The organism is Pseudomonas sp. GW821-FHT09A09, assembly GCF_059418405.1.
Genome location: NZ_JBWKPU010000002.1, coordinates 250,219 through 263,062, shown reverse-complemented (window position 1 = coordinate 263,062; position 12,844 = coordinate 250,219). Strand labels below are relative to the sequence as shown.

The following is a 12,844-nucleotide window of genomic DNA, read 5'->3' as shown; positions in this document are numbered from 1 at the left end:
CCCCCCCCCCCCCCCCCCCCCCCCCCTCCCCCCCCCCCCCCCCCCCCCCCCCCCCCCCCCCCCCCCCACAGGTTGAACTGAGGTCGGCTTGAGAGCGGCGAAATGCACAAAAAAGGGCGACACCCGCAAAGGTGCCGCCCTTTTTGCAACCGCCGCCTTTTACAACTTGGCAGTCAGCAATGCCTCCAGCTTCTCCTGGTCCCGAGCAAACTGACGAATCCCCTCCGCCAGCTTCTCAGTCGCCATCGCGTCCTCATTGGACTCCCAACGGAACTGCGCTTCAGTCAAATGCACCCGCGCTTCACCGGCATGGCCTGGCGACAGCTTGCGCTCCAGCTTGCCTTCGTCGGCCGCCAACTTCTCCAGCAGGTCCGGGCTGATGGTCAGGCGATCACACCCGGCCAGCTCTTCGATCTGGCTCAGGTTGCGGAAGCTCGCGCCCATCACCACGGTCTTGTAGCCATTGGCCTTGTAGTAGTTGTAGATGCGCGTCACCGACTGCACGCCCGGATCATCCGCGCCGGTGTAGTCGTTGCCGTTGGCCTTCTTGTACCAGTCGTAGATACGGCCCACGAACGGCGAAATCAGGAACACGCCTGCTTCAGCACACGCCACGGCCTGGGCGAAGGAGAACAGCAGGGTCAGGTTGGTCTGGATGCCTTCTTTTTCCAGTTTCTCAGCGGCGCGGATGCCTTCCCAGGTGGACGCGATCTTGATCAGTACGCGGTCACGGCCAACGCCAGCCTTTTCATACAGGTCGATCAGACGGTGCGCACGCTTGAGAATGGCCGCTTCGTCGAACGACAGGCGTGCATCCACCTCAGTGGAAATGCGACCTGGCACTACCTTCAGAATCTCTTGACCCACCGCCACCGCAAAACGGTCACTGGCCAGGCCCACGTCACCGTTGCAGTCCTTTACAGCCTCATCCAGCAACGGCGCATAGGCCGAAATCGACGCGGCCTTGAGCAGCAGGGAAGGGTTGGTGGTGGCGTCTTGAGGCTTGAGTTTGGCGAGGGTGGAAAAGTCGCCGGTATCGGCTACGACAGTGGTGAATTGCTTGAGTTGTTCCAGCTTGGAAGTCATGGGCGTGCTCTGTCCTATGGGTCTGATGACATTACCCGAGCGCCGACAGGCGCTCAAGGGCGCAAATGCGTTCGATCGTTTGCGAGGGCAACATCCTGAAAACAGCCGTTTGAAACACCGGCCTTGCTGCTAAATAGGAGGCCAAAACCACCCGCAGGTTCAACCCAACTGCCCTCCAGACAACCCGCCCCCCTGTAGGAGCTGGCTTGCCGGCGATAGCGCCTTCACGATCACCGCAAACCTGGTGTCACGCGGACTGACTTACGACAACCTCAATTTCCGCTTGGCAACCAGCAAGGCACTGATACTAAGCGCCGCCGCCAGGATCAAGTAAAAGCTCGGCGCCAACTGCGAACCCGTCAACGCGATCAGCCCCGTGGCAATCACCGGCGCAAAACCACCAAAGATCGTCACTGACAGGTTGTAGCTCAACGACATGCCCGTCACCCGGGTACGAATGGGGAACACATCGGCCATGAGTGAGGCCAGCGGTGCAAAGTACACGGCCTTGATCAGCGCCATCATCGAGACAACCAGCAATAACGACGTTGCACTCGGCACTTTGTTCAGCCAGACGAAGGCCGGAAAAATACTCAGGATGTAGATGATCGAGGCCCACAGCATGATCTTGATACGGCTGACGAACCCGGCGATGAACCCGACAATGGGTGTCACCAGGGTCAGGATCAGGCCGCCGGTCAGCGTCGCCAGAAAGCCCGACGACTGTGGAATATTCAACGTGGTTGAGGCATAGGACGGCATGTACTTCATCATGAAATTGGACGCCGTCGACACGATCAGCACACCCATCGCGACCAGCAGCAAGGTCTTCTGTGAAAAAAATACCTCCCTTAAAGGCTGCGAACCCGGCTCGCTCTCCTTGAAGTCAGGCGACTCATCCACCGTACGGCGGATATAAAGCCCTACCGGGCCCAGAATCAGACCAAAGAAAAACGGCACCCGCCAACCCCATTCAAGCATCTGATGATCATCCAGGCTGGTCGTCAGGAAGTAGCCGAACAACGAGGCGATCACCACGCCGAAGCCTTGACTGGCAAATTGCAGGCTCGCGACAAAGTTACGAGTCTTTTGCGGCGCGTGTTCCATCATGAACGCGGTTGAGCTGCCGAACTCACCACCGGCGGAGAACCCTTGCAGCAGGCGCGCGAACAGAATGCCTAGGGGGGCGATGACCCCGATAGCGGCATAGCTGGGCATCACCGCGATCATCGCCGTGCCGATCAACATTAGTAAGATGGACAGGCTCAAGGCTTTCTTGCGGCCTTGCCGGTCGGCATAGGAGCCCAGAACTGCAGCGCCCAGCGGACGAATCAGAAAAGAGATGCCGAATGTCGCGAACGCCAGAAACAGCGACACTGCCGGGTCTGCTGCAGGGAAAAATACCTTGCTGATGGTTAACGCAAAGTAGGCGTAGACCGACAAGTCAAACCATTCAAGGGTGTTGCCGATCAAGGCGGCGCCGACGGGTTTCCATAAGGGCTGGGCCCGTTCGATGGCCGGTGTGGCGGATGTGGACGACAACGCTGTCATGTTCGACGCTCCTGGTTTTTGTAAGTGTGTGAGCGGCAGAGATAAAGGGTGGATCAGGGCCCTGTTTTTTATGCGTGGGCTTGCGCCATATCGCCCAGTTCCCAGAACAGCGCGGTCATGATTTGCAGGCCTTCGAGCACCACCGAACCCAGCAGATGTTCATCCGGCGCATGTTGCGAACAGCCTGGGTAAGAGTGTGGAATCCACAAGGTCGGCAACCCCAACACATCAGCAAAAATATCGTTGGGCAGCGTACCGGCAAGGTTGGGCAGCACGGCGATCTGTCGGGGGGTGATGTCGCTGATGACTTTTTTCGCGAAGCGTACCCAGGGGTTATCAGGGTCTAGTCGAGTGCCGGGTGTGCAACGATCAACCGTTATTTTGACGCCGTGGAAGCCCGCAGCATCCAGCTGCTGGCGCAGCAGCGGTTCCAGGTTCTTCCAGTCAGTGCCGACCACAAAGCGCAATTGGCAATGCGCAATCGCCGACGGTGGAATGGCATTCACCGGCTTGGCCGGATTGCCCGCCGTGAACGCGAGGATTTCCAGGGTATTCCAGGCAAAGAGCCGTTCACCCAAGGTGAGGCCCGGCTCACCCCAATCAACGTCCAGCGGACGGCCGAGGGAATGTTGATCAATGCCCAGGTCGTGGATAGCTTCACGCACTGAGCCGGGGATGGAGGAGGGCACCAGCCCCCGGCACAGCATACGGCCGTTCTGATCCACCAGGCTGGCCACTGCGTTGGCCAGCACCACGGCCGGGTTGGACATCACGCCGCCCCAGTTGCCAGAGTGCAAGCCCTTATCGCGAGCCTGCACCTCAAGGGAAAACAGCGCCGAGCCGCGAGAACCGAGAAAAATCGTCGGGCGGTTGTCACTCAAGCGCGGGCCGTCCGAGGCGATGAACACATCGGCTTGCAGTAATTGGCGATGCTCCGTGCAGACCTCGCGCAATCCGGGCGAGCCACATTCTTCGCCAGTCTCGAACAGCACCTTGACGTTAAACCCCAGCCGCCCCTCGCGGGCGTTGATCACCGCCTCCAGCGCCGTCAGGTTGATACTGTGCTGGCCTTTGTTATCGGCGGTGCCGCGGCCATACCAACGGTCGCCTTCCACGGTCAGCGCCCACGGGTTAAGGCCTTCACGCCATTGCTCGGCATAACCGAGCACAACGTCGCCATGCCCGTAGGTCAGCACCGTCGGCAGGTCCGCTGCTTCATGGCGCGAAGCAAACAGCAGTGGGCCCGCGCCCTTCGGGTTCTCAAGGGCCTGGCATTCAAACCCCATTCGCTCCAGCGCCGGTTGTACTTCCTCTTGCAGGTACCGCGTCAATTCCGGCGCTTGGCCGGGGGCCTGACTTTCACTACGAATAGCGACCCGGCGACGCAAGTCGGCTTCGAAATGACCGTCAGTGAAGGCGTGGCGAACACTGTCGAGTGCGTGTTGCTTGGACATGAGCGTTCCGATAAAGGCTGAGTGATTCAGGCCAATATAGAAGTCGTCCATCGCACTGTATATTGCTGTTTTTTGAAGACTGGCTTCTAATTAATAGATGCCTATATGCGCGAGAAACCCATGGATTATCGTTATTTTCTGGCTGTGTTTGATTCAGGTTCGCTGGCCGCCGCCGGTGAACGCCTGCATATCGCCCCCAGCGCGGTCAGCCGCCAGATCGCCCTGTTGGAGGAGAGTATCGGTGTGCCCTTGTTCGAGCGTCGGCCCCGGGGCATGGAACCGACGGCGGCGGGCAGCGCGCTGGCCCACCACGCCAGGCGCGCCTCGCTGGAGGAACAAGCGCTGCTGTCGGAGCTGCGCGGCGGTGATTACCCCGGCGCGCGCGTTATTCGCCTGGTCTCGACGGAAGGCCTGTCGCGTTATTTTCTGCCGAACGTGCTGATCCAGCATTACAGGCAACACCCGGATTTCCAGTACGTGTTGGAGGTGATGTCACCGTTCGAATGCGCAGAGAAAGTGAAGCGTGGCGATGCCGACGTCGGGTTGACGTTCAGCACAGAGCCGACCGATGGCGTCGAGATCCTCTATTCAGGCCGCTCGGCGATACGCGCGATCATGCGCGCCGGCCATCCACTGGCGACGCACAAGCAATTACCCCTGACCGCACTCGCGCCGTTCCCCTTGGCACTCACCCCCAAAGGCACGACCCAGCGGCAGCTGTTCGACCTGGTCTGTGAAATGGAAGGGCTGGCCTTCAACCACGTGATGACCTGCAATTACTCCGGGGCCATCCACGAGTTTGTGCGCCACACCGACACCGTCGCCTTAGGCGGTGCAATCAGCCAACGGGTGAATGGCAGCGATGAGCTGGTGTCGATCCCGCTGACAAACCCCCGGTTTGCCGACCGCTCCGTTCAAGTCCTGACCATGCCCAAACGCACACTGCCACCTTCGTTGCAGCGGTTTATCGAGACCTTGATTGACTGCCTTAAGACCGTCGGTTGAGAGCGGTTACCGTCCTTCCAGCAACGCCCCGGCCTGGTCCAGCAGCGCCAGCGGATCACTCGCCTTATGAATATCCACCGACAACAACTGCCTGAACTTACGCGCTCCCGGAAACCCAGTCCCCAATCCCAAAATATGCCGAGTGACATGGTGCATCGAGCCACCGCTCGCCAAATGCTCGGCAATATAAGGCCGCAACTGCACCAATGCCTCGGCCCGGCTGATCACCGGCGCCGCACTGCCAAACAACTGCTGATCCACCTCCGCCAGCAAATACGGATTGTGATAAGCCTCGCGGCCCAACATCACCCCATCAAACGTCTGCAAATGCTCATGGCACTGCTCCAACGTCTTGATCCCACCGTTGAGAATGAACTCCAGCGCCGGGAAATCCCGCTTCAACTGCGCCGCCACGTCATAGCGCAACGGCGGAATGTCGCGGTTCTCCTTCGGCGACAACCCCTCCAGGATCGCAATCCGCGCATGCACCGTAAAACTGGTGCACCCCGCCTCCTTCACCGTCCCGACGAAATCACACAACTCGGCATAACTGTCCCGCCCATTGATCCCGATACGGTGCTTCACCGTCACCGGAATCGACACCGCATCACGCATCGCCTTCACACAATCGGCCACCAGGGCAGGGTGCGCCATCAGGATCGCGCCGATCATGTTGTTCTGCACCCGGTCGCTGGGGCAGCCGACGTTCAGGTTCACTTCGTCGTAACCGGCAGCCTCGGCCATACGCGCGCAGGCAGCCAGGTCAGCGGGGACACTGCCGCCCAACTGAAGTGCAAGCGGGTGCTCGGCTTCGTTATGGCGCAGGAAGCGGTCGTGGTCGCCGTGGAGGATGGCGCCAGTGGTGACCATCTCGGTGTAGAGCAGGGCGTGCTTGGAGAGCAGGCGCAGGAAGTAGCGGCAGTGGCGGTCCGTCCAATCCATCATCGGGGCCACGCTAAACCGGCGAGATGGCTCTTTGAGTGAAAGGCTAGCGTTTACAGGGGGTGTGGCTTTTTCGGAATTCATGAATACTGATCTTTTATACAGCGGTTTTTACCCATTTTTCCTTGTTTTCTAAAGTCGGTTGCTACATTGTAGCGATCGAATTTGGCAATGTAGCAACTGGAAATGGGCACGATCACAGCACGTAAGCGCAAGGACAACTCGACAGCCTACACGGCGCAGATACGGATCAATCGGGATGGCAAGACAGTTTATCAGGAAAGCCAAACCTTCGACCGTAAGCAGGTCGCCCAGGCCTGGATCAAGCGACGGGAGACCGAGCTGGCCCAGCCAGGTGCTATTGAGCGGGCAAATCGGAAAGGGGTGACGATCAAGAAGATGATCGAGCAGTACCTGGATGAGTACGAGAAGATTCGTCCGCTGGGGAAGACCAAGAGCGCGACGTTGAGCGCGATCAAGGAAACCTGGCTAGGTGAATTGGATGATGCAGCGCTGAACAGCCAGAAACTGGTGGAGTACGCGCAGTGGCGGATGAGCGAGGAAGGCGGAGGTGTGCAGGCGCAGACGGTTGGTAATGATCTGTCGCACCTGGGCGCTGTGTTGTCTGTGGCACGGCCGGCATGGGGCTATGAAGTCGATTCCCATGCAATGCCTGACGCTCGCAAGGTCTTGCGCAAGCTTGGCATGGTCAGCAAGAGCAAAGAGCGTAATCGCCGGCCCACGCTCGATGAGTTGGACAAGCTCATGGGGCATTTCTTCGAGATGCAGAAGCGCCGGCCGGATTCTATTCACATGCCGAAGATGATTGCATTCGCACTGTTCTCTACACGACGGCAGGAAGAGATCACGCGTATACGTTGGGAGGATCTCGACCTTGTTCGGCAGGCGGTGCTCGTGCGAGACATGAAGAATCCCGGGCAAAAAATCGGTAATGACGTGTGGTGTCATTTGCCGGACGAGGCCTGGGCGATCCTGCACAGCATGCCTAAGACTCATCGGGAGATCTTTCCTTATAATGCAAAGTCTGTTTCAGCCTCTTTCACAAGGGCTTGTCCTTTGCTTGAGATCGAGGATCTGCACTTCCATGACCTTCGACATGAGGGCGTTAGTCGTCTATTTGAGATGGACTGGGATATCCCTAGGGTCTCAAGCGTGTCCGGCCACAGAGATTGGAACTCTCTGAGGCGTTACACTCACTTGAGGGGGCGAGGAGATGCTTACAGGGGGTGGAAATGGGCCGCGAAGATAGGATGCGATGCTCAGTCAATACTGTCGCATTCAGGAAAAAATAATGGCTAAATGATACTGGTCGTCATATGCTGTGAGAAAATCACGGAAGACGACCTCTAATATGGGCAGAATTTATTCTCACTATCATGACGGCATAAATGTTGACCTGATTAAAGAAGGTCGCCTAGATAATGACGAAAATGTATTTACAGTTGTAGTTGGGAAAAATGGAGTTGGTAAAAGTCGTCTATTAGCGGATATAGTCAAAGCTAATGCCGAGGAAAGGTTAGAGCTATCTAATTTCGGAAGTTCTGCCAGAAAGGCTATAGTTTGGAGCGGTGAGCCTAAGGTAATCGCGGTATCTACTAGTCCTTTTGATAAATTCCCTGCTCGACGTAAAACTGACATAGAAGGTAATACAAATTATCGTTATGTCGGTATGAGGACTGAAGGTCTCTATCAACCTTCATCAGCGGTATCTTTAATATCCTCTGCCGCTAAAGGCTTATTAGATCAGTTGCTGGTTCAGTCGGCGGGCCATAATTTATTGTCTGTATTTGAATCTTTGAGCTTTTCTCCTGTGGTAGATTTTATATTTAAGCCGGGATACTTAAGAAGTAAGTCTGGTGTTTTTGTTGTTGATATCATTGAGGATCCGAGTTTAGAGATTGAACTTAGAAATTTGGATCGGGATTATGGTATACGAGTAGATGAGCGTTATTTTGGAAGTTTAAGATCGTTAACATTGTCCCAGCGTCATAAAGTCATTCACTCTATGATTAAAGTGAATAAGTTTTTAGCGCATAGGAAAGCTGTTGAACTGACCGTGAATTTCGCAGGCGGGCTATCTCGCTTAGATGGCGTTGTTACTGACGACAGCTTTATTGAGTCCGTCCTAATTCTCATGAATGCGGGTTTAATGCGGTTGATGGATTTGAAGCTGCAAAAAGAAGGTTACGGTGAGTTATCCCTAAAGCGCGCAAGCTCGGGCGAGCAATGCCTGCTAGTTTTAATGCTTGGTATTGCTGGGCATATTACCGATGGTTCTTTGGTATTGATCGACGAGCCTGAAATTAGCTTGCATCCGAGATGGCAGGAAGAGTTTATGATGATGCTCATGAAATCCTTTGCTTCCTATAAAGGTTGTCATTTCATCATCGCTACTCACTCTCCTCAGGTCATTGCGAGGCTTAATAGTCGGGCGTGTTTTATAACCTCGTTATCGAAACATAGGATATATGACGCGGAGGAGTTTTATCAGCGCTCGGCAGACTATCAATTGGCAGAGCTTTTTGATGCTCCTGGTATTATGAATGAATATATATCTCGTCTTGCATTCAATCTTCTTGCTCGTGTCAAGGCAAACAAGGCGGTCAGTGAAGAATCCTCGCTTGATCTAGAACGTTTATTAGCTCTTGATTTACAAGTTGAAAGTGGAGACCCCGTAAAGGAGTTGATTAGCTCGGTAGCAGAAGTGTGCAAGCATTATGCCAATGATTAATGCGCCGTTAGTATATAGCGAAGCATCGCAAGCTAAGATTAATGAGAAGGTTGCCGATGAAAATTATTCGCACCGCGATTGGAGTTCGCCAGATCTAGAGGGTGTACGATGTGAAATCAGAGATTATTATAGAAATGTTCAGCGTTTACAGTGCGTATATTGTTTAGGCGCGGTAGCCGTTAGGTCAGCTGCTGGTGCGCCAGTTGAGCATATTGTCCCGAAGTCTCAGTATTTGAACTTTATGTTTGAGCCCAGGAATCTCTGCGTTGTATGTCCTGACTGTAACGAATACAAAAGCAAAAAAGAGGTTTTTGATCCGATACTGGTAGCTCCTCGGGTTAATTATCCACTGATGAGCAGAGCATTTCGGATTGTGCATCCTCATTTTGATGAGTATGGCGAACATATATTGAAATCTAATAGGGTTTATGTGGGTTGCACTGATAAGGGGGGGTATACAGTTTATATTTGTAATTTAAATAGGTTTTTTACCCGGTTTGGCCGTTGCGATGAGTTTGTGGATGACGCGGAGCTGGTCCAAAAGTCGGAGCTTTTTTTTGAAGAGGGTAGGGTTGATTTATAAAGCTAACCCAGCCTTGAGTGGCTGGGTTGCTAAAAGGCCTGTTTAATATTTTCTATGTAATTTTAATTGTTCGTCTACAGCGGCTTGTCGCTGGTGATCTATGTATTCAGCTAGATCTTTTAGGTGAACTCCGAGAGCGGCCTTTTGGCTTTGGGCACCTAGCCGAACAATCGGAATATCAATTTCACCTTGTAGGCGTTTCAGTTTGAATTTTTCAACCGTCAGGTTCATATAGTCAGCGCACACTCTATCTAGTGGTATAACCGCGCGTCCATCATATTGAGCCATGAGCAAGAAAAGCGTATTCATGCTGCCACTCCTGTCAAACACTCACCTATTTGAATTCTATTCATGCTAACCAGCGCCATCATTGGCCACGGCGACACCGAGTTGCCCACCATCAGCACCTGCGTCTTGTTGCTGAACTTGCGTCCGTCGTGCCCACGGTCGATCACGTAGTTGTCGGGGAAGCCCTGTGCACGGTAAAGCTCGCGTGGAGTGAGCATTCGCATGCCGATATCGACGATTACATACGGCGTGCCCTTGATCGTCACAGTGACGAGTGCAAGGCGGTCACGCGTGGTGATGGTGGCGGCCGGGTCGCGCAGGTCGTAGGTGTTGTCACTGCCGTAGTAGCCCATCAGGAAGGCAGCAACACGCATGGCGCCTGCTTCTACTTCGGGCGCGAGTTTGTACTCGACCAGGGCATGATGCTCGGCACCGGCCGTGATAGTCGGCACCAGCTCGTCCATGGCTCGGCCGACGCAGTTCCTGCGAAGCGTTGACAGGTGCGCGGTAACGATCTGCTGCTGGTTGCCCGTGGTGTTGATCGCTGTCAACGGTTGTGGTGGGTGATGCCCAGGTTTCACGTTGTACCCGCCGTTATGCTGGGCGACGTATGCGACGGCGAGGGCAAAGTGACCACCCTTCACGCCGCTGCAGATTGTGCGTAGAGGATCGTCACCTGGCATGTTGCGCTGGCTGCTTCCATTGGCATGCTCGGTGATGAAGGGAGCGAGTTGCGGCGTGACAAGGGCGAACCCCAGCGCACCGGTTATAGTCTTCGCCGCATCTTGAACTGACTGGCACCGCGCCAGGTCGTTGCCGCTGTGGTTGACGCTGACAATGAACGGATTCTTGTGCTCGATGACGTAGCGCTTGGCACCTTTGCGCAAGCGCTCCATGGTGTTGTTCACCAGTGGTCGTTTCACACCTGCAGCACGGCCTTCTTCTTTTGTGAGGAAAATGCTCGGGCATGGAATAGACCAATCGATACAGCTGGCGGCGGTGCGGTAGGCTGACTGTCCCTTGGCTGGGTTCTTGAAGTGCGTCGGTTTAGGCCAGCGCAGTGGCTGACCGTCACGCCGAGCGATCAGGAACAAGCGCTCGCGGGTAGTGGCGGCGCCAAAGTCGCAGGCTTTGAGTTTGCCGTACATCAGGTCGTACCCCATGGACCGCAGATTGTTTTCGAAGCGGCGCCAGGTTCTTCCTTTCCGTTTTGGATCGGGCACCAGGTACTGTTCTTGTACCGGCACCCGCTCACCGGCAGCCGCGACAGTCATGTCACGACGTACCACTCGGCCAGTCTTGCTGCAGCGCTTCGCGATCAGCGGCCCCCACTGGAGGATCTGCACGACGTTTTCCATCGTGATCATGCGGGGGCTGACCTGGCCTCCCCATTTTTGGATGACCCATGACTGCGAACGACTGGTGGTGCTGCGCGCTTGACCTCCTGCAGCAAGGCTATGGTGGATGCATTCAGGGCTGGCGTGCAGGTGCGCAACTGGACGGCCGCGAGTCGCCAGGCGGGGGCACACGTCGTATACGTCGGTGATGTAATGCTCGGCGCTTGGGTGGTTGCGCTTGTGCATGCTGATGGCGTCGGGGTTGTGGTTGATGGCGATGTCGACCGGCATGCCAGTGCCCATCTCCTGGCCCAAGGTTGCGCCTCCGCCACCGGCGAAGAGGTCGACGCGGATCTCGCCGGAAAAGTCGAGACCGAACTGGGTTTTGACGGCTGATGCGATTGGGTGGTTATACCCCACGGCAGGCTGCGCGAGCGGGCGTTTCTGAGCGTTTAGCGTTGCATCAGCGAGCGCTGCCCCGCGCAGCTTTTCGTGGGGTGTAAGTGCCTCGGCAGTGGCGCTGGAGGGGGCAATAATGCCTGCTGCTGCGCAGCAGAGACTGTTTGTTTCTAGCGTGTCGACGCCGCTCTCTGCGCGGAGCAAAGCGGGCAGGGCGTTGGCGTTGTCCTTGGGGGGCTTCATGCCGCTTTCCTCCGATGTTCGATAGCAAGTTGGTCCATCAGGCGCTGGTGATAGGTAATTCGGGCTTCTGCGGCGGGCCATGGACGGATCATTTCAACCATGGGTTCGATGCCGACCAAGCAATCCCAGATAGCCGGATCGGGTGGCATGAGGTCCCGGCGTTCGGTCGCAAGCGCAATCAGGTCGGCCTTGTAGATACAGGCGGGGAGTTCTGGGGCGATGTCGAATCGCTCGCACACACGCCACCAGATACAGTCCTCAAAGTGCTGGTAGGCGCTAACCCACTGCTTGAGCGGCCGGGTCATGTCGCCCAGGTACGCCTCGGCTGCGTCGTGAAGCAAGGCCGCGAGTTTGTGTTTTTCCGGCACCAGGTCGGCGACGATGCAACTGTGCTGGGCCACGCTGTAGAACTCGCGGGTATGACCGTTGAAGCGGCATAGGTGGGCCAATGAGTGTGCAATGTCCCGTGGGTCGATCATGTCGGCGTCAGGCTCGAACAAGTCGAAGCGCTTGCCGGTGGAGGTGAGGATCCAGTTCATGCGGCTTCCCTCACCAGGTCGGCCAGCAGCAAGGCGTTGTCGGTCGCCTTGTGCAATTGACGCAGAGCTTCAGGCCCGATCAGGACTTTTAACTGGCGGTCGAACTCTTTGCTGTAGCGGGTCCGGGCGCGTAGTTCCTTGGTGGCCTTAGCGTGTTGCTGCTGCAGTGTGCCGGCGGCTTGGGGTGTCAGCCGCAGTATAGGGATGGCTCGGTTCATGCTGCATCCCTCTTCAATTCGAAGCGATCCATTAGCGCAGCCATATTCAGTGCCTTGTCACGTAGGGCAAGCGCCTGAGTTGCTTGGGTTTCGGATCTGACAGCGCGGAAGGTGTCTGCGGCGAGCTTCAGCTTTTCGGCAATGGCGAAAAGGGTGTAGCGGTCTTGCGGTTCCCGGCTCAATAAGAACTCGGTGCGCATGCATTGATCTGACATATCTTTGAGAGAGGCTGCGTATTCGGCTGAAGCCTCCTCCCGGCCCGAGACGTACCCGTCTGAATAGCCTTCGTCGTAGCCATCATTTTTGCCGTCGGTGAGGCCGCCTCGGTAGCCGACCCAGTAGAGGATGCCGACGGCGATTATGATGCCGATCAATGCGCAGATTTGAATTGCAGTCATGTGGTGTGCTCCTGGTAGTTATGTTGGCTGGTGGTGGCAGCCGTTGGGG

The 12,844-nt window shown here is 56.1% G+C and carries 12 protein-coding genes; 3 read left to right on the top strand and 9 right to left on the bottom strand.

The genetic code is table 11. The features are described 5' to 3' along the window. Positions 1-159 precede the first annotated feature (159 nt). The 3 genes from tal to AC07OV_RS02750 all read right to left on the bottom strand — a co-directional run bounded on the left by tal (position 160) and on the right by AC07OV_RS02750 (position 4,091). Complete coding sequence (tal, locus tag AC07OV_RS02760) at positions 160-1,086, bottom strand: transaldolase (protein WP_178921152.1); 927 nt, start codon at positions 1,084-1,086, stop codon at positions 160-162. A gap of 261 nt (positions 1,087-1,347) precedes the next feature. After that, the gene (locus tag AC07OV_RS02755) at positions 1,348-2,637 is read right to left on the bottom strand and encodes an MFS transporter (RefSeq protein ID WP_495091480.1); all 1,290 of its coding nucleotides are present in this window, start codon (positions 2,635-2,637) and stop codon (positions 1,348-1,350) included. 68 nt (positions 2,638-2,705) lie between these two features. After that, positions 2,706-4,091 (bottom strand): M20 family metallopeptidase, encoded by a 1,386-nt coding sequence (locus AC07OV_RS02750; RefSeq protein ID WP_495091479.1) that lies wholly within the window; start codon positions 4,089-4,091, stop codon positions 2,706-2,708. Positions 4,092-4,211: 120 nt separating this feature from the next. Here AC07OV_RS02750 and AC07OV_RS02745 point away from each other — a divergent pair, with 120 nt between their 5' ends. Further along, positions 4,212-5,096, top strand: a complete 885-nt coding sequence (locus AC07OV_RS02745; protein WP_494998902.1) for a LysR family transcriptional regulator — start codon at positions 4,212-4,214, stop codon at positions 5,094-5,096. 6 nt (positions 5,097-5,102) lie between these two features. On the opposite strand, the gene dusA is transcribed toward AC07OV_RS02745, so the two are convergent. After that, complete coding sequence (gene dusA / locus AC07OV_RS02740; protein ID WP_495091478.1) at positions 5,103-6,122, bottom strand: tRNA dihydrouridine(20/20a) synthase DusA; 1,020 nt, start codon at positions 6,120-6,122, stop codon at positions 5,103-5,105. Between the two features lie 102 nt (positions 6,123-6,224). Here dusA and AC07OV_RS02735 point away from each other — a divergent pair, with 102 nt between their 5' ends. Both AC07OV_RS02735 and AC07OV_RS02730 read left to right on the top strand, forming a co-directional pair. Then, entirely contained in the window at positions 6,225-7,358 is a 1,134-nt protein-coding gene (locus AC07OV_RS02735) for a site-specific integrase (protein WP_495091477.1), read from the top strand. Between the two features lie 52 nt (positions 7,359-7,410). Next, entirely contained in the window at positions 7,411-8,790 is a 1,380-nt protein-coding gene (locus AC07OV_RS02730) for an AAA family ATPase (protein WP_495091476.1), read from the top strand. 625 nt (positions 8,791-9,415) lie between these two features. On the opposite strand, the gene AC07OV_RS02725 is transcribed toward AC07OV_RS02730, so the two are convergent. The 5 genes from AC07OV_RS02725 to AC07OV_RS02705 are packed head-to-tail and all read right to left on the bottom strand — an operon-like array spanning position 9,416 to position 12,795. After that, the gene (locus tag AC07OV_RS02725) at positions 9,416-9,682 is read right to left on the bottom strand and encodes a pyocin activator PrtN family protein (protein ID WP_495091475.1); all 267 of its coding nucleotides are present in this window, start codon (positions 9,680-9,682) and stop codon (positions 9,416-9,418) included. Next, positions 9,679-11,640 carry a DNA cytosine methyltransferase gene (locus AC07OV_RS02720; protein WP_495091474.1) on the bottom strand — a complete coding sequence of 654 codons (1,962 nt, stop codon included), beginning with the start codon at positions 11,638-11,640 and terminating at the stop codon, positions 9,679-9,681. Before AC07OV_RS02720 ends, AC07OV_RS02725 begins: the two co-directional genes overlap by 4 nt. Further along, positions 11,637-12,179: a phosphohydrolase gene (locus AC07OV_RS02715; RefSeq protein ID WP_495091473.1), complete on the bottom strand. Its 543-nt coding sequence runs from the start codon at positions 12,177-12,179 to the stop codon at positions 11,637-11,639. The genes AC07OV_RS02720 and AC07OV_RS02715 overlap by 4 nt, the downstream gene beginning before the upstream one ends. Beyond that, complete coding sequence (locus AC07OV_RS02710; protein ID WP_495091472.1) at positions 12,176-12,397, bottom strand: hypothetical protein; 222 nt, start codon at positions 12,395-12,397, stop codon at positions 12,176-12,178. Before AC07OV_RS02710 ends, AC07OV_RS02715 begins: the two co-directional genes overlap by 4 nt. After that, positions 12,394-12,795, bottom strand: coding sequence for a hypothetical protein (locus AC07OV_RS02705; RefSeq protein ID WP_495091471.1), 402 nt, complete (start codon positions 12,793-12,795; stop codon positions 12,394-12,396). The genes AC07OV_RS02710 and AC07OV_RS02705 overlap by 4 nt, the downstream gene beginning before the upstream one ends. Between the last annotated feature and the right edge of the window lie 49 nt (positions 12,796-12,844).